This is a genomic window from Klugiella xanthotipulae (assembly GCF_006716695.1).
GTDB classification, from domain to species: domain Bacteria; phylum Actinomycetota; class Actinomycetes; order Actinomycetales; family Microbacteriaceae; genus Klugiella; species Klugiella xanthotipulae.
In genome coordinates, this window is sequence record NZ_VFPN01000002.1 from 738,590 (window position 1) to 758,822 (window position 20,233).

The 20,233-nt window shown below is 63.8% G+C and carries 18 protein-coding genes; 5 read left to right on the forward strand and 13 right to left on the reverse strand.

What is annotated here, in order from left to right:
* Positions 1-46 precede the first annotated feature (46 nt).
* The 4 genes from resB to FB466_RS09330 are packed head-to-tail and all read right to left on the reverse strand — an operon-like array spanning position 47 to position 3,680.
* Positions 47-1,675, reverse strand: coding sequence for a cytochrome c biogenesis protein ResB (gene resB / locus FB466_RS09315; protein WP_141917825.1), 1,629 nt, complete (start codon positions 1,673-1,675; stop codon positions 47-49).
* The gene (locus FB466_RS09320; RefSeq protein ID WP_246054602.1) at positions 1,659-2,420 is read right to left on the reverse strand and encodes a cytochrome c biogenesis CcdA family protein; all 762 of its coding nucleotides are present in this window, start codon (positions 2,418-2,420) and stop codon (positions 1,659-1,661) included. The genes resB and FB466_RS09320 overlap by 17 nt, the downstream gene beginning before the upstream one ends.
* A 7-nt stretch (positions 2,421-2,427) precedes the next feature.
* On the reverse strand, positions 2,428-3,042 hold the full coding sequence (locus FB466_RS09325) for a TlpA family protein disulfide reductase (RefSeq protein ID WP_141917827.1): 615 nt from the start codon (positions 3,040-3,042) through the stop codon (positions 2,428-2,430).
* Positions 3,039-3,680, reverse strand: coding sequence for a histidine phosphatase family protein (locus FB466_RS09330; RefSeq protein WP_141917828.1), 642 nt, complete (start codon positions 3,678-3,680; stop codon positions 3,039-3,041). The genes FB466_RS09325 and FB466_RS09330 overlap by 4 nt, the downstream gene beginning before the upstream one ends.
* An 82-nt stretch (positions 3,681-3,762) precedes the next feature.
* On the opposite strand from FB466_RS09330, the gene aspS reads away from it, so the two are divergent.
* Entirely contained in the window at positions 3,763-5,103 is a 1,341-nt protein-coding gene (gene aspS, locus FB466_RS09335) for an aspartate--tRNA(Asn) ligase (RefSeq protein ID WP_141917830.1), read from the forward strand.
* A gap of 151 nt (positions 5,104-5,254) precedes the next feature.
* On the opposite strand, the gene FB466_RS09340 is transcribed toward aspS, so the two are convergent.
* The 3 genes from FB466_RS09340 to FB466_RS09350 all read right to left on the reverse strand — a co-directional run bounded on the left by FB466_RS09340 (position 5,255) and on the right by FB466_RS09350 (position 8,787).
* A complete protein-coding gene (locus FB466_RS09340) occupies positions 5,255-6,259 on the reverse strand; it encodes a carbohydrate ABC transporter permease (protein ID WP_141917831.1) in 1,005 nt (334 codons plus the stop codon).
* On the reverse strand, positions 6,256-7,191 hold the full coding sequence (locus FB466_RS09345; protein ID WP_141917993.1) for a carbohydrate ABC transporter permease: 936 nt from the start codon (positions 7,189-7,191) through the stop codon (positions 6,256-6,258). Before FB466_RS09345 ends, FB466_RS09340 begins: the two co-directional genes overlap by 4 nt.
* A gap of 204 nt (positions 7,192-7,395) precedes the next feature.
* The gene (locus tag FB466_RS09350) at positions 7,396-8,787 is read right to left on the reverse strand and encodes an ABC transporter substrate-binding protein (RefSeq protein ID WP_141917833.1); all 1,392 of its coding nucleotides are present in this window, start codon (positions 8,785-8,787) and stop codon (positions 7,396-7,398) included.
* Between the two features lie 281 nt (positions 8,788-9,068).
* On the opposite strand from FB466_RS09350, the gene FB466_RS09355 reads away from it, so the two are divergent.
* Positions 9,069-10,148, forward strand: coding sequence for a LacI family DNA-binding transcriptional regulator (locus FB466_RS09355; protein ID WP_141917834.1), 1,080 nt, complete (start codon positions 9,069-9,071; stop codon positions 10,146-10,148).
* Between the two features lie 25 nt (positions 10,149-10,173).
* Here FB466_RS09355 and rplL read toward each other — a convergent pair whose 3' ends face one another.
* The 4 genes from rplL to FB466_RS09375 all read right to left on the reverse strand — a co-directional run bounded on the left by rplL (position 10,174) and on the right by FB466_RS09375 (position 13,704).
* A complete protein-coding gene (gene rplL, locus FB466_RS09360) occupies positions 10,174-10,554 on the reverse strand; it encodes a 50S ribosomal protein L7/L12 (protein ID WP_141917836.1) in 381 nt (126 codons plus the stop codon).
* 87 nt (positions 10,555-10,641) lie between these two features.
* Positions 10,642-11,157 (reverse strand): 50S ribosomal protein L10, encoded by a 516-nt coding sequence (gene rplJ, locus FB466_RS09365; RefSeq protein ID WP_141917837.1) that lies wholly within the window; start codon positions 11,155-11,157, stop codon positions 10,642-10,644.
* Between the two features lie 257 nt (positions 11,158-11,414).
* Positions 11,415-12,956, reverse strand: a complete 1,542-nt coding sequence (locus FB466_RS09370; protein WP_141917839.1) for a sensor histidine kinase — start codon at positions 12,954-12,956, stop codon at positions 11,415-11,417.
* Positions 12,949-13,704, reverse strand: a complete 756-nt coding sequence (locus FB466_RS09375; RefSeq protein WP_141917840.1) for a response regulator transcription factor — start codon at positions 13,702-13,704, stop codon at positions 12,949-12,951. The genes FB466_RS09370 and FB466_RS09375 overlap by 8 nt, the downstream gene beginning before the upstream one ends.
* Before the next feature lie 267 nt (positions 13,705-13,971).
* Between FB466_RS09375 and FB466_RS09380 the strand changes: the two genes are divergently transcribed.
* Positions 13,972-14,586: a YqaJ viral recombinase family protein gene (locus FB466_RS09380; protein ID WP_211344805.1), complete on the forward strand. Its 615-nt coding sequence runs from the start codon at positions 13,972-13,974 to the stop codon at positions 14,584-14,586.
* Between the two features lie 9 nt (positions 14,587-14,595).
* Here the strand turns inward: FB466_RS09380 and FB466_RS09385 are convergent, their stop codons facing one another.
* On the reverse strand, positions 14,596-15,144 hold the full coding sequence (locus tag FB466_RS09385; RefSeq protein WP_141917843.1) for a GNAT family N-acetyltransferase: 549 nt from the start codon (positions 15,142-15,144) through the stop codon (positions 14,596-14,598).
* Positions 15,145-15,327: 183 nt separating this feature from the next.
* Between FB466_RS09385 and FB466_RS09390 the strand changes: the two genes are divergently transcribed.
* Positions 15,328-16,803: an ABC transporter permease gene (locus FB466_RS09390; RefSeq protein ID WP_141917845.1), complete on the forward strand. Its 1,476-nt coding sequence runs from the start codon at positions 15,328-15,330 to the stop codon at positions 16,801-16,803.
* A gap of 49 nt (positions 16,804-16,852) precedes the next feature.
* Positions 16,853-17,530, forward strand: coding sequence for an ABC transporter ATP-binding protein (locus FB466_RS09395; RefSeq protein ID WP_141917847.1), 678 nt, complete (start codon positions 16,853-16,855; stop codon positions 17,528-17,530).
* Positions 17,531-17,637: 107 nt separating this feature from the next.
* Here the strand turns inward: FB466_RS09395 and FB466_RS09400 are convergent.
* The coding region (locus FB466_RS09400; RefSeq protein ID WP_141917848.1) for an Ig-like domain-containing protein at positions 17,638-20,233 on the reverse strand (2,596 nt) is incomplete at its 5' end.

The window sequence follows — 20,233 nt, forward strand, 5'->3', positions numbered from 1 at the left end:
CGAATTCTGCGGCGACGCGGGGCAACGGGAGGGTTACCCCCACCGCCTACCCGAGCGACTCACGGTGTTTGGCCACCAGGTCGGCGACGGCACCCTCAAGCGTCGGGTCGTCGCCGCGGGCAAGCGCCGCATACTCGATGCGCACACCACCCTCGACGGGGGTCGCCTTCACCCACACCCGACGGCGCGGGATAAACAGCGAGGTCAGCAGGCCGGTGGTGGCCAGCAACGCGAAGAACAGCACCCAACCCTGAGCCGGGTTCTGATGCAGGTCAAACGAGACAAAACGAGGAACCGCGTCGAGCGTCACGGTACCCAATCCGTTGGGCAGATCAACGGTATCGCCGATGCGCAACTCCAGCGACTTCTTCTCGGTACCACGACCCGTCAACTTGGTGAGCTTGTCCTGGTTGAGCGAGTACACCGACTGGGGCACGCCGTCGTTGATGCCAAGATCACCGGTGAACACGTCGAGGGTGAGTAGCGGGTTGATGAGATCCGGATAGTTCGAGGAGTAGGCCCCCGATTCGAGCTCCACCTGGGTGGGGTAGAAGAAGCCCATCATCCCCACCTGCTCCTCCCCGAGCCCGTAAGGGATTTTTAGCACACCGAGCGAGGTGAGGTCGGCTCCCTGCGGCAAAAACGGCACCGACTCGTGGAACACCGACACCCCCTCCGCGTTGCGCACCGTGATGGTGGGGGCGTAGCCGTTGCCCAGCAGGTAAATATTGGTGCCGTTAATGCGTAGCGGTTGGTTAACCTTAACGGTCTCTTTTCGCTCGGTACCGTCGGTATCAAACACCGTGACGTGGGCGGTGAAATCGGTGGCCTGGCCGAGGGCGGCCGGCTTGCCATCATCCGGGGTCACGTAGGTGACGTCAAACGTATCGAGACGAACGCTGAACGGCGGAAGGGAGCTATCGTCAAAAAACCGACCGGGGGTGAAGGAGTCGTAGTCGATCAGCGCGTTGACATTGGTCTCGCCCTCCACGAGCGTCCGTTGACCCTGGTAACCAAAACCGCCGCCCAGGCCCACCGTAATCAGGACGCCAACAAGCGCGCCGTGAAACACCAGGTTTCCGGTTTCGCGCAGATAGCCCCGCTCGGCCGAGACCGACACGCTCTGCCCCTGCCGGTACACCTCGGTGCGGTATCGCTGACGTTTCAGGAGGCCGCGGGCCTGCTCCACCGCCTGCTCGGCAACCTGCGCGGCCTCCGCCGCCGTGGCCTCGTCGTTGCGCAGTTCCGTCTCCGTGAAACCGGCCATCCGGCCCAAACGGGAAGGGGTGCGCGGCGGGCGCGAGCGCATCGCCTGCCAGTGGTGCTTGGTGCGCGGCAGCACGCAGCCGATCAGCGAGACGAAGAGCAGCAGGTAGATCGCGGAAAACCAGACGGAACTGTAGACGTCAAACGCCTGAATGGGGAAGGCGTCCAAGACCTTAAAGAGGTCGGGGTTCTGCGATTGGTACTGCGTCACACCGTTGGGGTCGGCCCCGCGCTGCGGCAGAATCGAGCCCGGGATGGCCGCGACGGCCAGCAACAGCAGCAACAGGATCGCCACCCGCATACTCGTCAGCTGGCGCCAGAACCAGCGCAGGTAACCGCCAAAACCCAGACCCACCGGCGACGCGTTGCTACCGGGGGTGCTGTCAATGTGATCAGAGGGGCGCGTCATAACTTCCCATCACCGCCGCGAGGGCGAACATAATCTGTGACCAAATTCCGGTGACCATCAGCAGGCCGATAACCACCAGAAATGCGCCACCAACGATGTTGATCGCGCGAATATGCCGCCGCAGGAATGTGGTGGATGTCGAGACCCAGCCAAATCCGAGGGCGACCAGAAGAAACGGAATACCGAGGCCGAGGCAGTAAAAAATACCCAGAATCCCGGCGCGTGCGGCCGAACCCGATTGCACACTCAGGCCCATAATTACCGTGAGGGTTGGGCCCATACACGGCGTCCAGCCGATGGCGAAGACGGCCCCGAGCAGGGGCGCACCGATCAGGCCCGTGCGGGGCTGCCAGGTGGATTTCATGGTGCGCTGCATCCAGGAGAACTGGCCGACAAAAACGAGACCCATGATGATAACGATCACGCCCATGACCCGCGTAATCAGGTTCTCCCACTCCACCAAGAACGAGCCCACCGTCCCGGCCAGCACCATGATCATCACGAAGACCACGGTGAAGCCGAGGACGAAAAAAGCTACCCCGAGTAGCAGACGGCCGCGGGCACGGCGGGCGGCACGCGGATCCTCGTCACCCTCGGCGACCGTGCCGAAGCCACCCACGTAGGCGAGATATCCGGGCACGAGTGGCAGCACGCAGGGTGAGGCGAACGAGAGCAGACCCGCGAGCATCGCGATGGGCGCAACGGCCCACAACTGTCCGCTGTATACGAGCTCCTGGATATCCACCGAGCGATTACTTCTCGGCCAGGGTGTCGGAGACGAGCGTCGTCAAGATTGAGGCATCCTGCAACTGGCCCAGGATGCGCACGGCCACGCGACCCTCGGTGTCCAACACGAGGGTTGTGGGCACGGCGTTGAGCGGGATGCTGCCAGCAAAGGCCCGCTGCACCGATCGGTTATCGGCCGTATCCATGATCGACGGGTAGGTGACGCCAAACTCATCCGCAAACTGGACCGCCTGGTCACTCTGATCGCGGGTGTTGACGCCCAGAAAAATGACGCCCTGGTCGGCGAACGTGGTGTGCACCGTCTCCAGATCCGGGGCCTCCACGCGGCACGGGGCGCAGCCCGCGTACCAGAAGTTCACCACCGTGACGCTCCCCGCGAAATCTTCGGAGGAGACCGCCGCACCCTTCTCGTCGGTACCGGCAAAGACCACGGGCTCACCGCGCTGGGCCTCGGGAATCTCGGTGATGGTGCCGTCACCACCGATGTAGCCCGTGTCACCCCCGGAATTCCACTGCTGGGCGAGGGAATCCCCCGCACCACAACCGGCGAGGCTGAGGCTGACCGCGGTCATAACGGCAATAACGGCGGCGCTGCGCAGGCCGCGGCTGGTGCGGTTCATACCGCCCCCACATCCACGGCGTCGGCCATCAGCGGCGCGGCCGGCGTGGTGTAGCCCACCTCCACCCACTCATCGCCACGCTTCACAAACGAGGTGATACTACTGAGCTCACAGCGACGGCTACGCGGGTCGTGAAACAGGGCCTTACCGGCAATGTCGAGGTGCGCCATCCAGATGGGCGACTGGTGGCTAACGATCACGGTGTCTCCCTCGGAGCGGGCATACGCGTCGTCCATCGCCGCGCGCATCCGCCGGGCGACGGAACGGTACGGCTCCCCCCAACTGGGCCGGAACGGGTTCCAAAATCGGTGCCAGTAGCGGGGCTTACGGAACGCGGCATCTTTACCGTTGTTCGGCAGGCCCTCGAAGGAGTTGGTGGGCTCGATCACACGCGGTTCGGTGATGATGGGCACCTTGAGTGCCGCGGCAATCGGCGCGGCGGATTCCTGGGCCCGTTGCAGTGGCGAGGCCAGCAACTGGCTCACGGTGCGACCGCGTGCGGCGAGATCCTCTGCGGCGGCGGCGGCCATCCGGTGGCCGAGGTCTGAGAGATGAAAGCCGGGAATGCGACCGTACAGCACACCGTCGGGGTTGTGGACCTCCCCGTGGCGCACGAGATGAAGCTGTTTTTCTGGCACCCGTCCATTCTAGGTACCTTTTCGTGAACATTCTCTCCCCGCCTCCGCGCCGTGATTCCGCGGGAGAGGATAGGATTACCGGGTGACCGAACGCATCCTGATTAAGAACCTGTCCGCCCGCGAAGACGGCCCCGTTACGGTGGCCGGGTGGGTGGAAACCGTCCGCGACCAGAAGAAGGTCCAGTTCATCGTGCTGCGCGATGAGACCGGTGCCGTGCAGTTGGTCAACCCGGCCGTGCGTGAACTCACCGATGAGAATGCTGGTTCCGCTCACACACTCGCCGTCACCGAGACTATCTCGGGTCTGGCCCACGGCACGTTCCTCTCGATTACCGGCGAACTCAAGCACGATGAGCGGGTAAAACTCGGCGGCCTTGAGGTGAAGATCGGATCGCTGGAGGTCGCGGCCGAGGCCATCCCCGAGACTCCCATTACGAGCGAGTCCAGCCTCGACAAGCGCATGGATTGGCGTTTCCTTGACCTGCGCCGACCGGAGCAGAACCTCATCTTCCGCATCCAGACCACGTTTGAGCACGCACTGCGCACGTACTGGGTGGAGAACGACTTTATTGAGGTGCACACCCCCAAGCTCATGGCTTCGGCGAGCGAGTCGCGCGCCGAACTCTTTGAGCTCGACTACTTTGAGACCAAGGCCTACCTGGCGCAGAGCCCGCAGTTCTTTAAGCAGATGGCTCAATCGGCCGGCTTCGGCAAGATCTTCGAGATCGCCCCGGCCTTCCGCGCCGACCCGTCCTTCACCTCGCGCCACTCCACCGAGTTCACCTCGGTGGATGCCGAAATCAGCTGGGTAGACAGTCACGAAGACGTCATGAAGCTGCACGAGGAGTTGCTCGTCGCCGGGTTCACCGCGGTAAAAGAGAAGCACGGGGCCGCTATCGCTGAGCTCTTCGGCATTGACCTTGAGGTGCCCACGGTGCCCTTCCCGCGCATCCCGCTGGCCGAGGCCAAGCAGATCGTGGCCGACCGTGGCTACGTGATCCCGCGTGCCGACGACGATATGGACCCGGAAGGCGAGCGCCAGATCTCGGCCTACGTGAAGGAAAAGTACGGACACGACTTTGTCTTCCTGACCGACTACGCATCGAGCATTCGCCCGTTCTACCACAGGCGCCACGAGGGTGATCCCTCGCTCACCAACAGCTACGACCTGATCTACAACGGCACCGAGATCTCCACGGGAGCACAGCGCGAGCACCGGATCGACGTGCTGATCGAGCAGGCCCGCGACAAGGGTATGGAGCCCGAAGAACTGGAGTTTTACCTCGACTTCTTCCGCTACGGCGTCCCCCCACACGGCGGCTTCGGTATGGGCCTGGCCCGCGTGCTGATGCTGATGCTCCAGCAGCAGTCGATCCGCGAGGTGACCTACCTCTTCCGCGGCCCAACCCGCCTGCTGCCCTAGACCACCACCCAGGGTGACTTTTCCTCACAGATCGACGTTTTAAACCTCGTTTTCTGCTGAAAACTCACCCGAGGCGTACGACACGGGGAGGCCCGGTGCAGGCGAAGCTCCCACTCGCCGACACCGGGCCTCCGGTCTGTGTATCGGGACCCTACCCCTTCGTTGACCCGGCAAGTAGGCCGCGGACAAAGTAGCGTTGCAGCGCAAAGAACACGATCAGCGGCACAATGATCGACACAAACGCACCCGCCGGGAGCAGATGCTCATTGCGACCAAAATTACCGGCCATATTCGCGAGCTTGGCCGTCAACGGTGCGACCTCCGCGGTTCCGCCAGAGAACACCAACGCCACGAGCAGGTCGTTCCACACCCAGAGGAACTGGAAAATCGCGATGCTCGCAATCGCAGGCAACGACAGCGGGATGATAATGCGGAAGAAAATCTGCGTCTGGCTCGCGCCATCCACCCGGGCAGCCTCGATCAACTCCGGCGGGATCTGGGCCACAAAATTGTGCAGCAGGAAGATCCCGAGCGGCAGCCCAAAGATCGTGTGCGCAATCCACACCGCGGGGAACGTGCCGCCGATACCGATGCCGTTAAAGAACTGCAGCAGCGGGATGAGTGCCATCTGCAACGGCACAATCTGTAGCGCAAAAACCAGCACAAAAAGCGTTCCCCGTCCGCGGAACGGGATCCACGCAAACGCGTAGGCCGCCATCAGAGCCAGCAGCAGCGGAAACAGTGTGCCCGGGATCGTGATCACAAACGAGTTAATGAAGTACGACGCCAGGTTGTTGTTCGCCGTGCTCGACCCCACCAGCACGGTGCTGTAATTATCGAGTGTCGGCTGCCACTGGGTGAAAATCGTCCACCAGCCATCACGCTTATCCGCGGCCGGCCGCAGCGAGGCCACAAACAGACCAAACGTGGGCACGGTCCACAGGAACGCAATAATGATGGCCGCAACGGTCGCCCACGGCGAGGTCAGCCTCTGCTTCACCCGGTCGGCCTTGCCGCCACCGGATGAGCCCACGCCACCACGCCGACCGCGACCGCCGCCCCTGCCGGTGAGGATTGCCTCGGTGTGGGTTCCGGTACCGTGGCGGCCCGGCCCCTCGGTGGGGTCGGGGAGCACGTCGATTGCTGGATTACTCATCGGATTTCCCTCTGCTTCCGCATCACACGCACGTTGTAAATCACGACGGGCAACACCATGATGAACAGGATGAGGGCGAGGGCCGCACCGTGGCCCACCTCGCCAAATCGGAACGCCTGGTCGTACATGTCGAGCGCGATCACGCTCGTCTTGTTGTTACCGCTCGTCATGGTCTTGACAATGTCAAACACCTTGAGCGTCGCGATGGAGATCGTGGTGATCACCACCACAAGCGACCCGCGGATCCCCGGGATCGTCACGTTTCGGAACACCTGCCATCCGCTCGCCCCGTCCAGACGCGCGGCCTCCACCTGCTCGGTGGGAATGGCCTTGATGGAGGCCGAGAGCACCACCATCGCAAACCCGGTCTGTATCCAAATCAGAACCACGATCAAGAAAAACGTGTTCCAGGGCGGGGTATTCAAGAACTGCACGGGCTCCAGCCCAATCCAGACGAGAATCTGGTTGAGGAGCCCGGTCTGAGCAAAACCCTTCGACCGGTAGGCGTACATGAAGCTCCAGATGATGCCAGCCCCCACAAAGGAGATAGCCATGGGCATGAACACGAGCGACTTGAGCGCCTTCTCACCGCGCGATTTATCAATGAAGACGGCGTAGGTCAGGCCAATCGCGGTTGCGAAGAACGGCACACACAGCACCCAAATCAGCGTGTTCAGCAGGCTAACGAGCATCTCGCCGGAGGTGAAAATCCAGACAAAGTTATCCACACCGACAAAGTTGTCCTTGCCATCCGTGAAAGCCTGGTAACCCGTGCGAAGGGCGGGGTAGATCAGGCCGATGCCGAGCAGGATCAGACCCGGGGCGACAAACGCGATCAGCTGCCAGACATCCCGAGACCTTTTGGGTGCCCGGTCAGCGAGAAAGAGGATGAGTCCCACCACGGCGAGGAACGCCGCGATACCAACAAACATGGTGCCAAACTTCTGCCACAGGTCGTTCCAGAAACTGGTTTTACGGGCGGTGTTCAGCAGGCCAGGATGGGCCGCAAGAGGTGCGGCGACGGAATACAGCAGCGTACTAAGCATGGGAGCCAGGCCTTTCAGAAGGGAGTGAGGTAGGAGGGCTTCGGGCCCGGCGGCTCAGCCACCGGACCCGAAGCCCTCACCTGCGCCGACTTACGGCCAGGTCTTGTCAATCGAGGTCAGCACGCTATCCGTGCTCTCCCCGTTCACCCAGTTGACCATTCCCTTCCAGAAGGAGGCCGAACCCACCGCCGCGGGCATCAGATCGGAGGCGTCAAACCGGAACACCGTGTCGGGGTCCTGGAGGATACGCACCGCTTCCTTGCCAATCTCGCTCTGGGCGTTGTCCGGGTCGAGACCCTTGTTGGCGCTAATCACGCCGCCCAGGCTCACCCGGTTGTTGGCCCACAGGGCGCTAGACATGTAGGTCTGCAGGGCCGCGGTAGCCTTGTTGTCGTTGAACGCCGCGACAAACTCGCCGCCGCCCGTGACCGACTTGCCGGCATCCGCTTCCTCGCTGGGTAGCAGGAACGCCCACACATCGCCATCCTTGGCCACCGTGGTGCCCTCGGGCCACTGTGCCTCATAGAAGGAGGCCTGGTGGTGTAGCGAGCAGTTACCATCGAGGATGGGCTGGCCAGCCTCCTGGAACGTGGTCGTATTGATGGTGCTCACGTCGCCAAAACCGCCGTTGACGTTGTCGGGGTTGAGGATGATGTCACCCACCGAGTCGAAAGCCTTCTTAATCTCGGGTGAGTTGAACTTGACATCACCCGCAACCCACTGGTCGTAGACATCGGGGCCAGACTGGCGCAGAACGTAGTCTTCGATCCAGTCGGTACCGGGCCAGCCGGTGGCGGCATCGGAGCCGAATCCCACGCACCAGGGGCGGTAGGTGTCGGTCTTCTCGGCGGCCAGGGTCTTCGTCAGGTCGTTAAGCTCGGCGAGGGTGGTGGGCACCTCAACGCCGCGATCCGTGAAGTCACTGGGCGAGTACCACACCCAGCCCTTAACGCTCGCCATCAGGGGCGAGGCGTAGAAGGTGCCGTCAACGGTGCCGTAGGTCTTCCAGCTCTCGGACCACCCCTCATCAACGTTGTCCTCAACGCTCTTCGGGGCCGGCACAACCTTGCCGGTCTCCACGATGCGCTGGAGGAGTCCTGGCTGCGGGAACACGGCCAGATCGGGGGCGTCGCCACCCTCAACCCGCACGTTGATCTGCGTCTCAAAGCCTTGATCACCAACATAGTTGACGGTAATTCCGGTGCACTCCTCGAAGTCAGCCCAGCTCTCTTCGAGCTGGTCGGCCTCCACCTCAACGATGGTGGCGTATACCTCGACCTCGTCGCCCTCAAAGGTGCCGTACTGCTCGTAGTCCGTACAGTCGGTCTTCGAGCCTCCCCCACCCGCATCGTTGGAGCTGTTAGAACAGCCCGTCAACAGCAGACCCGCCACGCTCACCAGCGCCAGTGGCGTCAGCCACACTCGCTTCTTGAATGTTGTACTCAATGTTCTCTCCTCGTCGAGCGATGAGCTTCGATACATTCGAAACCCATGATGCAACAAGTCCCCCCTCAGGAACCGGTTCCACAAACGCTAAGCGACATCCCAGCCTGGGCGCAAGGGTCCTTTTATCACGCTTTGAACACAATGCCCTGCTGTGAAAAATTTGTTGCTTTTCCGGCTTTCATCTGTATGATCTCAGGACGCGCAACCTCGGAGAGACGACCGCAATAATGTGAGACCGCTTCCACACATCAACCGACGACGGATATCCTGACCGAAGCCCTACCCGGGTAGGCGCGCACCACACACAGGGGGAGAGCATGGTCACGATCGCGGATGTCGCCCAGCGCGCCGGGGTGTCAAAGGCCACGACATCCCGCGCTCTGAGCGGCCAGGGCTACGTGGCCCAGGCCACCCGGACGGCGGTGCAGCGGGCCGCCGAAGAACTGGGCTACATCGCCTCGGCGAACGCTTCGGGCCTGGCAACGGGGCGCTCGCAGAGCATCGCCGTACTCATCCCCATCATCAACCGCTGGTTCTTCGCCGAGGTGTTGCAGAGCGTCGAGAGCGCCCTCCTTGCCGCTAGCTACGATATGACCGTCTACAACGTGAGCCACAACAGCGCCAACCGCGAGCGGGTGTTCGACTATTTCCTGCTGCGGCGCTCGTTTGACGCCGTACTCCTCGTGGGCGTTGATACCCGGCGCAGCGAGTTGGATGCCGTACGTCGGCTGGGGGTGCCCCTCGCGTGCATCGGCGCCCCCCTCCCCGGCATCGACAGCTACGTTCTTGACGACTACCGCACCGCGCGCTCCGCGACGGAGCACCTTGTGACGCTGGGGCACCGGCGAATCTCGTTCTTCGGCGGGCCTGCGGGGCACACACACGATACCGACCCGGAATCGTCGCTCGTGCACGGTGAACGCTTCGCCGGGTACCGGGACGCGATGATCGCTGCGGGACTCGATGAGGTTCTGTCGTACGTGCCCGCTCAGCTGACGATTGCGAGCGGGCTGGCGGCGGGGCGGCGGCGGCTGGCGCATCCCGAGCATCCGCTCACCGCGGTTATGGCCGAGAGCGACGAGGTTGCCTGTGGCGTGCTGCTCGCGGCGCGCGAACTGGGGCTCGACGTGCCCCGGGATGTTTCGGTCATCGGCATCGACGGCCACGACCACGGCGAAGCCTTTGGACTCACGACCATGCAGCAGAACCCGCAGCAACTGGGGGCGATGGCGGTGCGCGATGTGCTCGCCAGGATCGCCGGAGAGGGGCAGCCGTTGGCCCCCACCCCGGTATCCGCAGAGTTCGTGGTGCGCTCCTCAACCGCCGCGCCGCGCCGCGAAGATAGTGTGCCGCGGCAGGCCCGATTAACGGACACGGGCGGTGCCACCCGAAGGTGACACCGCCCGTGACGGCTCAGAAAACTTACGCAAGCTTGACGGTTGCGCCAGCCTCTTCGAGCTTTGCCTTGGCAGCCTCGGCGGCATCCTTGGCGGCACCCTCGATAACGGGGGTGGGAGCAGCCTCAACGAGTGCCTTAGCCTCGCCCAGGCCCAGGCTGGTCAGCTCGCGAACAGCCTTGATGACCTGGATCTTCTTGTCGCCAGCCGACTCGAGAACGACGTCGAACGAGTCCTTCTCTTCGACGGCCTCGGCTGCGGCAGCAGCGGGGGCAGCGGCGACGGCGACGGGGGCAGCGGCGGAAACCTCGAAGGTCTCCTCGAATGCCTTGACGAACTCGGAGAGCTCGATGAGGGTCAGGCCCTTGAACTGCTCAAGCAGCTCTTCAGTTGACAGCTTTGCCATGATTTTTCTCCTTGTGGTTTGTGCCCGGTCCGCGGATGCGAGACGAGCTGGGTTATGACCTGCGAACTCACTTTCACCGGGGTGAAACTAGTTAGCAGACTCCTGCTTGTCGCGCAGCGCGTCGATGGCCCGAGCGGCCCCCGCGAGCGGTGCGTTGAACAGATATGCGGCTCCGAACAGCGAGGCCTTGAAGGCACCGGCAAGCTTGCCGAGCAGAACTTCGCGGCTCTCGAGGTCGGCGAGCTTGCCTACCTCAGCGGCGGTCAGGGGCTTACCGTCAAAGTAGCCTCCCTTGATCACCAAAAGAGGGTTTGCCTTGGCAAAGTCACGCAGTCCCTTGGCAACGGCGACAGGGTCTCCGTACACAAAGGCGATAGCGGTCGGTCCGACCAGTTCCTCATCGAACGATGAGATACCGGCGTTGTTGGCCGCAATCTTGGTGAGCGTGTTCTTCGACACGGCATATGTTGCGTGCTCACGAATGTTGCTGCGCAGCTCTTTGAGCTGTGCCACCGTGAGACCGCGGTACTCGGTTAGCAGAACGGCGGCCGACTCTTCAAAGTGCTTCTGAAGATCGGCGACCGCGGCTTCCTTTGCAGCCATGGCGCTCCCTAATGCTTAGTCTTTTTGTCACCCCACGGTTGTGGGGTGACAACCAGAGTCCACGCATAAAAAAAGCTCCGGCGCATGCGCACGGAGCAAGGAGGCGGAAACTATCCACATCTTACTTCACACACCTGCGCGGGCTTCGCTTATGCGAATCTTCGTGCCGCTCCCTGAGGAGTGGCAACCAGCGGTCTTTGGCCAAGAGCCAACTATACGCGACGGTGCCCCAGCGCGCAAACGGACACCCGCTGACCTCACACTCCGGGGGAGGCCGGAGGCGTCGCGGGGGCAGCAGCCACATCGCTCATCGGCAGGTGCACGACGAAACGGGTATCGCCGGGGGTACTCGCCACCGTCACCTCGCCGACGTGTGCCTGCACAATTGCCCGCACAATCGCGAGGCCCAGCCCCGTACTGCCGGTCGCACGGGCACGCGACTCATCACCGCGTACAAAGCGCTCAAACAGCTGGTCGAGGCGCTCCGGGGGGATGCCGGGGCCGTCATCGGCAACCACGATCTCGGCAACAGGATGCGCGGCATCCGCGCCAACCACCGCGAGCGTCACATTCACCCGCGTACCGGTCGGCGTGTGAGTGCGGGCATTGGCCACCAGATTCGTGACCACCTGGTGCAGGCGATGCTGGTCCCCCATGACCACGACGGGCTCCTCCGGGGAGCCGAGTGCCCACTCGTGCCCCGGGCTCGTGACGTGGGCATCGGCCAGCACATTGACCACGATCTCGTTGAGGTCCACCTCTGCCCGGACCAACTCTCGACCCTCATCGAGACGGGCGAGCAGCAGCAGGTCCTCCACCAGGGCGGTCATCCGAATCGACTCGGACTCGATCCGCGACAGGGAGTGGGTCACATCGGGGTTGGTATCGCCGCCCATCCGACGAATCAGTTCAGAGTAGCCGCGGATCGAGGCAAGAGGCGTGCGCAACTCATGACTGGCATCCGCCACGAAGCGGCGCACCTTGTTCTCGCTCTGCTCACGGGCCACGAGCGCGGTACCCACATTGTCGAGCATGGTGTTGAACGCCGACACCACGCGACCCACCTCGGAACCGGGCTCGACTCCCTCCGTGGAAACGGGTTCAAAGCTGTCCACCGAGCCACGGTCAAGCTCCAGTTCAGACACCCGCACAGCCGCGGCCGAGACCCGCTCCAGGGGCCGCATAGCCGTCCGGGTAAACGCAGCAGCAATCAGAGCAACAACGGCCGCCCCCAGAGCCGCCACGATGATGACGGTGAGGCTCAGCTGGCTGACGGTCGTATTGAGGGCCGACATGGGCACGCCCACAATGAACACCACACTGTTGTGCTGTGCGCCCAGGAGCCGATACTCACCGAGTGAGGGGCCGAGGTCAACCGTCGTCAGGCTACCGTCAATTGGCACCGTGGCGAGCGCCGTCAGCTGGGCGGTACTCGGATACGAGATAGAGCCGGCATCGTTGAGGTAGCCGGCGGTGAGGGTGCCGTTGTTGTTCACGAGGGCGAGCGTGCCCTCCGCCGTTGCCGGCCCAAACAGGATGCTGCGGGCATCGGTCTCATTCTGGTCGTTCAGCAGCCCCAGGATGCCCGCGGGCCCGTCTCCCCGCACCTGACCGTAGGCCCGCTCGGCGGTGCTGCGCACCTGGGTGTCAAGTTGGCTCATCAGCGAGTCACGCAACGCGAGGATGCTGACCACCCCGATCACCACGCTCGACGCCGTCACAAGCGCCACCACCGCGAGCACCACCTTGCGCCGCAGGGTGGTGGGGGTGCGCGGTATCCGCAGTCTCTGCTCAGGCACCGGCGGGGACCTTGAGGATGTACCCCACCCCGCGCACGGTGTGAATCATCGGCTCGCGGCCCGCATCGACCTTCTTGCGCAGGTAGGAGATGTACAGCTCAACCACGCTGGCCTTGCCGCCAAAGTCGTAGTTCCACACGCGGTCGAGGATCTGCGCCTTGCTGACCACCCGCTTGGGGTTGCGCATCAGGTAGCGGAGCAGCTCAAATTCGGTCGAGGTCAGCTCAATCAACTCGCCGCCGCGCGACACCTCATAGCTGTCCTCGTTGAGCACGAGGTCGCCCACGCGCAACACCGGGTCGTCGGTCTGTAGGGTCAGGATGCTGCGCCGCACCAGCCCGCGCAGGCGCGCGACAACCTCCTCCAAGCTGAACGGTTTAGTCACGTAGTCATCGCCGCCGGCAGTGAGGCCCGCGATGCGATCATCCAGGGCATCCTTGGCGGTGAGAAAGAGCACGGGCACCTCATTCCCCTCGGCACGCAGGCGCGAAAGCACGGTGAGTCCGTCAATATCGGGAAGCATGATGTCGAGCACGATCACATCGGGCTGAAACTCGCGGAACACGGTGAGGGCCCCGCGCCCGTCGGCCGCCGTGCGCACCTCCCACCCCTCGTACCGCAGGGCCATCGAGAGCAGGTCGGAAAGGGAGGTCTCATCATCCACGACGAGGGCACGCACGGGCTGGCCGTTGGCCTTGCGGATACCGGTGGTTTCGTTGCTGACTCGGGTACTGCTCGTAACGCTCATACTGTTCAATTATCAGGAACAAGCTGTGCTCATCCTATGAATCAGCTTTACCCCGGCTCTGTGTGTCCCTGTCCGACACGTCCCCCTTCTTCCGACTGTATTCGCAGGGCACGAGCGGGGTAGTGCGCGGGTCGGTATGCGGAGCCGCCGCGGGTGCAGCACAATAGAAGGGTGGTTCACTTCGACGCGGCGGCAGAACCCGGTATCCCGGGTCAGCCACTCGTGGTCCCCATCGGCACGGTCACCACCGTCGCCGGCGGCGTGAGCATCCCGGCAGCCCCCCTCCTCACCGCACACCAGCAGTCCGCGGCGCAACTACGGCAACGCGTGGTGGTTGACGGAAATAACCGCATCGAGTGGCTGCGCGCCCGCGCCCGCGGCATCACCGCAACGGATGTTGCCAAGCTCTCCACCGCCAAGTCTGTCGAGAGCGCCGCCTGGTCCAAGCTGCACGGCTCCGGCTTCAGCGGCAACGCCTACACCGAGCACGGCAAGGCCCGCGAGCCGCACATCGCCGACTGGGTACTCGGCGAGTACGCCATCCGACCCAGTAACGCGCTCTTCCGGGCGGATGCCGAGGCCCGCCACCTGGCGACGCCCGACGGTATCGCCATCCGCGAGAGCGGCAGTATCGAACTCTCCGAAATCAAGACCACCAACAAGAGCTGGCGGAGCATCCCGCGCAACTACCTGCGGCAGGTGTGGTGGCAGCAGTACGTGCTCGGGGCCGAGCGCACACTCGTGGTCTGGGAGCAGCACGAAGACTTTGTTCCCCTGGGCACGCCCCTCTGCCAGTGGGTAGACCGCGATGACAACGAAATCCACAAGCTCGTTACCCTGGCGAACCAGCTCATCGCCACGCTGATCGAGAAGAGCCGATAACCTCAGCCGCTACGAGGCCGTGACGACCGGCCTCGCGAGGACAAAGTCGTGCTGCATCTCCGAGCCGAGCAGAAACGATTTCCGTCCCACCCGAGCAAACCCGCTCTTCGCGTAGAACCGAATGGCGCGCGCGTTGAACTCGCTGACACCCAGCCACGCCGTCTCGGCCCCGCGGGCACCAATGCGGTCCAGCGTCTCCGTCATGAGGGCGGCAGACACCCCACGGCCGTGGGCATCTGGATGTACGTACACCTTACTGATTTCGGCAACCGGTCCCGTGCCCACCGCGCGCACGACATCCTCATCGGTGGGCACCCCGTGGATGGTAGTGGTGTAGCCGAGCAGCTCGCCCGCCCCCTCCCCAGCCCGCGCCACGAGGATGTCGTAGGCCGGGTCGGCCAGGTACCCGCGAAACCGCTCGGAGGTAAAGTTCCGCTCAATATGCTCACGAATCGACTCCTCCGGGGTGCCTGCGGGGCAGGCAAGGGGGAACGTGATGGCGGCGAGGATGCTGAGGGCCTCGGCATCCCGGGACGTAGCGGGGGTGATGACAACCATGAAACGAGTGTAGTGGCGGTGGTGGGCCGCCCCAGAATTCGCTCGCCATCCACCGACACCCCCAATCGTTAACTCATAGGTTCAACATAGGAAATGGCAACACCACACATACCTGGCGCTTCTACCGTGTGAGGAGCGCAGGCCCTGCAGCCGCGCATCACACCGTAGAGAAGAGAGAACAACGTGTATTTCAGGTACCTGCGTCGAGAGCTTGCCGGACGACGCAAGCAGTCCATCATTATCGCGGCCGGTATGGCGCTGGCCGTGGCACTCGTCATCATCGTCAACTCGGTGGCCGCGGGGATGAGCAACGCCCAAGCCTCCGTGTTGGAGAGCGTCTACGGTGTGGGCACCGACATCACCGTCAGCCAGACACCAGCCGCCCCCGGGGAGGGTGATAGCGGCCCGGGTGGGCAGCGCTTCGACTTTGACGCCGGAGCCGGCACCACCACCGACGGCACCACCACCGTCAACCAGTCCCGGTTGGAGGCCGCGCGCGGCACCAGCACACTCGACGCGGCGGCCCTCACCACCGTGCAGGGCGTCGATAACGTGAGCGCCGCGACGGGCACCCTCAGCCTGAGTAACACCACTTTCAACGGCGAACTGCCCGATTTCAGCCAGATTCAAGCTAACCCGGGTGCCGGTGGCGGCACACCGCCCCAGGGCGGCCCCGACGGCAGCGGGGGCAGCGCCTTCGATGTTGACTCCTTCACGGTGCTCGGCATCGATCCCAGCGTGACCGAGGTGGGGCCCCTCTCCTCCCTTGAGGTCACTGACGGCCGGATGCTCGACACCGGTGATGTCGGCACGGATGTTGTTGTCCTCGACTCCGGTTACGCGACGACGGAGAGCATCGCCGTGGGTGACACCCTCGCGGTCGCTGGCACCGACTTTCAGGTTGTCGGGATCGTCACCTCCACAACAACCGGCAGCGACTCCGCCTCAAACACCTACATCCCCCTCGATGTGGCACAGTCACTCTCCGGCCTCACCGACCAGGTGAGTAGCGTGTACGTGCAGGCGGCCTCGGCGACGACCATCAGCCAGGTACAGGCCGACATTGAGAAGGCCCTCCCGGACACCACCGTCAACACCCAGGCCGACCTGGCCTCCTCGGTGAGTGGTTCACTCGCCTCGGCCTCCTCCCTGCTGAGCACCCTGGGCTTCTGGCTCGCCGTCCTCGTGCTGGGAGCGGCGTTCCTCATCAGTGCGCTTTTCACCATCTCTAATGTCACCCGACGTACCCGCGAGTTCGGCACGCTCAAAGCCATCGGCTGGTCTAACGGCCGTATCGTGAAGCAGGTGGCCGGAGAGTCAACCGTGCAGGCGGCATTCGGTGCCGTGGCTGGGGTCGTCATCGCACTGATCGGAGTGGTGGTTATCAACATCATCCAGCCCACCCTCTCGGCAACGGCGTCAACCGCCGCAACCCCCTCGGACGGCCCCATGATGGGCGGCCCAGGCGGACCCATGATGGGCGGCGCGGCCGATGCGGCCAGCAACGCCGTTGACCTCGCCCTCCAGGCCCCCGTCTCGGTTGTGGTGATCCTCATTGCGGTGGGTCTTGCTCTTCTCGGTGGCATCTTTGCCGGCACCGTCGGCGGCTGGCGCGCGGCCAAACTGCGCCCCGCCGAGGCTCTGCGCTCGTTTGCGTAGTACCCCACATCACCAGGACGCCCACCCCTTTTATCGAGTTAGGAACCTCATGTATACCCTCACCAACGTCAGCAAAACCTACGAGCAGAAGGGACGAACCGTAACGGCCTTGGAGAACGTTTCGCTGGAGATCCCGGACGGCCAGATGGTGGCCATCCAGGGGCCAACCGGCGGCGGTAAGTCCACGCTATTGCAGATGCTCGGTGCACTCGACCGGCCCAGCACGGGGACCGTGCAACTCGGCGAGTCTGAGCTGTCAACCGTGTCGGATGCCGCCCTAACCAGAATCCGTGCCACCGAGATTGGCTTCATCTTCCAGGGATTCAACCTGATCCCGACGCTCACGGCGGTCGAGAATGTGGAGACCGCGCTCGAACCGATGCGGGTGTCCGCCACCGAGCGACGAGCCCGCGCCCTTCAGGCCCTCGAGAACGTCGGGCTCGCCGAACGCGCTCACCACGTACCGACCGAGATGTCGGGTGGTCAACAGCAGCGCGTGGCCATCGCCAGGGCCCTGGTGAAGGAGCCCACCGTGCTCCTCGCCGACGAGCCCACCGGGAACCTCGACGAGGATACCCGTGACGACATCATGCAGTTGATTGAAACGCAGTGGAAGGATCGCGGCCTCACCGTGATCCTCGTCACCCACGACACGGCGGTGGCCCACCGCGCCGAGCGCCGCCTGCATCTGACGGCGGGCACCGTCACGGAGCTGGTCAACGCCTAAACACAAACCACTGAGGGCCGGAAAGCTGAGCTTTCCGGCCCTCAGTGTTCAGTGCCTGTTCACCAGAGCGGGGTGGGCCAACCACTCATGATCGGCCCACCTGTCGCCTAGGCGGTCGGTACGATATCTTTCTCGTTCTTTCGTAGGCGGCGCGCCACCAGGAACAGGCCACCGGCCACCAGCAGGAGCAGACCCGAGACGAGGGGCAGGATGACCTGCCCACCCGTCAGGGCGAGCCCATCCGCAGCGACCACGGGGGCGTAGATGTGGAACGAGGCCGAACCGCTGCCGCTGAAGTCACCGACCAGGCTAACGGAGTGCTCCCCCGGCTCAATCTGTGCCGGGACGGTGAACTTAAACGTTACCTCACCGTTGGCGTCGGCTGTTGCCTCACCCAGGGGGTACGGCGTGGAGTACAGCGTGCCCGTGACGGTTTCGCCCGGCTGGAAATTATAGCCGTATGCAATCTGCGTCGAGCCGGCCTCAACCGTATCCGCGTCAAGCACGACCCGAACCAGGCCAACACGGAGGGAGCTCTTCTCCGAAACGTTCCCCGACGGGTCGGTGGCCGTAACGGTGATCGAGGCGCCCTCGTCCTGAGCCGGTACCAGGTCAATCGCAAAGCGACCAGCCTCGTCAGCCACGCCGGTGCCGATGACGTTGCCCTCGACGTCCAGGATAGTGACGGTTGAACCGGGCTCAGCGTCACCGCTGGCAACCTTTCCGTCGCTGGGGTCGAGCAGAGGCGCGGTGGGCGCCACCTGATCAATCAGGATCGTACCGGGGTCGGACTGGGTACCGGCCGCATTGGTCTGGATGGCCGTGACCGTATCGTCGTGATGAAGCGATTCAGGGTCGGGGGTGACCGTCCAGGTACCATCGGGGTTCACATCGACGCTGACAACCACGCCGCCGGGCAGGGTGACCGTGACGGTGTTCCCGGGAGTACCGGTACCCGTGATGATCGTGCCGTCGGACGGGATGATGACCGGAGCCATCACCGCGCTGCCGTCAATCGTCACCGGGGTAACCGCGGACTCGTTGCCCGCGGCGTCCAGCGACGTGAGCGCGAGTTTGGTCTGATCGGCGAGCTGGGGTGTGAAGGGCAACGAGAAGTTACCCGCCGAGTCAACCCGCACCGTGGCCAACACCGAGTCGTCTTCGGCGTAGATGGTCACGAGGGTGTTAGCCTCCGCCGTGCCGCGCAGGATGGTTCCATTGCTCGGGCGTACCTGCGGCGCTTCGGGAGCCTCGGAGTCAACCTGCGCGGGCGACTCCGGCGAGACAAAGCCGTTAGCATCCGTGGAGCTCACCGTGAGTACCTCGTCATTACTGACCGGTTCGGTGGCGGTGACGGTGAAGGTGCCATCGCTGTTGACCGTGGCCGTACCGATTGCCTGGTGATCACCGTCGTACACCGTGATGGTGTTGCCCGGCTCGGCCGTTCCCGTGATGGTAACCCCGTCCGTGGGGAACAGTACGGGGGACTCGGGGGTCGCAACCATCCGCACGGAGGCGAACTTGGGGCTCTCCGTGCCGTTGACCGTGAACGAGGTGACGGCCTGACCAGCCGAGACCGAGGTCAACTCGACCGTGTAGCTGCCATCGCCGTTATCGGTGGGAGTACCGACACTGCCCAAAGTGGACTCGACGGTGACGGTGTCACCACCCCGAGTCAGCACGTTCTCAAACGCGTCACGGAGCGTGAGGGTCACGGTACTGACGTGCTGGCCGTTGGCCTCGATCAGAGCAGGGGCAACCTCAATCTGTGAGGTGACCGCCGAGGCGGCACCCGGGATGTAGTTGACCGGCAGGGGGCTACCGTGGCCCACCTGATCAGCACCCACAAACGCGCTGATCTGAGACTCGGCAGCACGGGTTGAGGTGACGGGAGCCGTGTAGGTACCCGGCGTACTCGTCTCCTTGATCGTGCCCACATTGCCGCGGCTGGTCTTGATCACGACGCTGTCCGCATCGTTAGCCACGGCGTTACCGTTGGCATCGCGCAGCTCAACCGTTGCGGTGTGAGCATCCACGCCGTCAGCCACTCGGTCACCACTGGTCACCGTGAGCGTCGAGGTGGCAGCTACCGCCGCACCGGCCTGGAACGTGACACTGGCGGGACTGCCGAGGGTAACCGGGGTGCCGTTGACCGTTGCCGTGACGGCGAAGGTACCCGACGTGGCCGAGGCGATGGCGACGGTTGCCCGGCCGTTTGTCGCGCTCCGCGAGGAAGCGACACCCACGATGTGGGCCGGAGCCTCAACGGTGTAGACCACCGTAGCGTCGGTAATAGCGTTGCCAAACTTATCCACAACGGTAAGGGAGGCCTGATGCTCGGCCGCGTTATCGGCCAGAACCGAACCCGGCGTGGCCTCTACCGTGATACCGCCCGTGCCAAAGTAGGGCGCACCGGGCACGAAGCCCACCTCATCGCCACTATGACGCAACTCAACGCCCGCAGAGCGAGCCGAAACTACCCAGGTGCCCGCCTTCTGCGACGAAACCGTCACCGTAGCGTGACCGGTCGCATCCGTGATCGACGTGGGAGCCGACAGGGTGGCCGACGAGGCAAACTGCGTCTCGGTGCCCCCGATGGGGTTGTTGTACAGATCGGCAAGGTAGACCCCTGCCGTATGGGTCTCGACGCCAGCCACACGGTCGCCCGTGGACAGGGTCAGAGCAGAGTACTTTGCGTCAACG

What these genes read in the sequence shown, in the direction of transcription:
- FB466_RS09340 (WP_141917831.1), bottom strand. Translation starts at nt 6,259, where the DNA reads ATGAGTAATCCAGCAATCGACGTGCTCCCCGACCCCACCGAGGGGCCG.
- FB466_RS09355 (WP_141917834.1), top strand. Translation starts at nt 9,069, where the DNA reads ATGGTCACGATCGCGGATGTCGCCCAGCGCGCCGGGGTGTCAAAGGCC.
- FB466_RS09385 (WP_141917843.1), bottom strand. Translation starts at nt 15,144, where the DNA reads ATGGTTGTCATCACCCCCGCTACGTCCCGGGATGCCGAGGCCCTCAGC.
- FB466_RS09345 (WP_141917993.1), bottom strand. Translation starts at nt 7,191, where the DNA reads ATGTTTGTTGGTATCGCGGCGTTCCTCGCCGTGGTGGGACTCATCCTC.
- resB (WP_141917825.1), bottom strand. Translation starts at nt 1,675, where the DNA reads ATGACGCGCCCCTCTGATCACATTGACAGCACCCCCGGTAGCAACGCG.
- FB466_RS09395 (WP_141917847.1), top strand. Translation starts at nt 16,853, where the DNA reads ATGTATACCCTCACCAACGTCAGCAAAACCTACGAGCAGAAGGGACGA.
- rplJ (WP_141917837.1), bottom strand. Translation starts at nt 11,157, where the DNA reads ATGGCTGCAAAGGAAGCCGCGGTCGCCGATCTTCAGAAGCACTTTGAA.
- FB466_RS09375 (WP_141917840.1), bottom strand. Translation starts at nt 13,704, where the DNA reads ATGAGCGTTACGAGCAGTACCCGAGTCAGCAACGAAACCACCGGTATC.
- FB466_RS09325 (WP_141917827.1), bottom strand. Translation starts at nt 3,042, where the DNA reads ATGAACCGCACCAGCCGCGGCCTGCGCAGCGCCGCCGTTATTGCCGTT.
- FB466_RS09350 (WP_141917833.1), bottom strand. Translation starts at nt 8,787, where the DNA reads ATGTATCGAAGCTCATCGCTCGACGAGGAGAGAACATTGAGTACAACA.
- rplL (WP_141917836.1), bottom strand. Translation starts at nt 10,554, where the DNA reads ATGGCAAAGCTGTCAACTGAAGAGCTGCTTGAGCAGTTCAAGGGCCTG.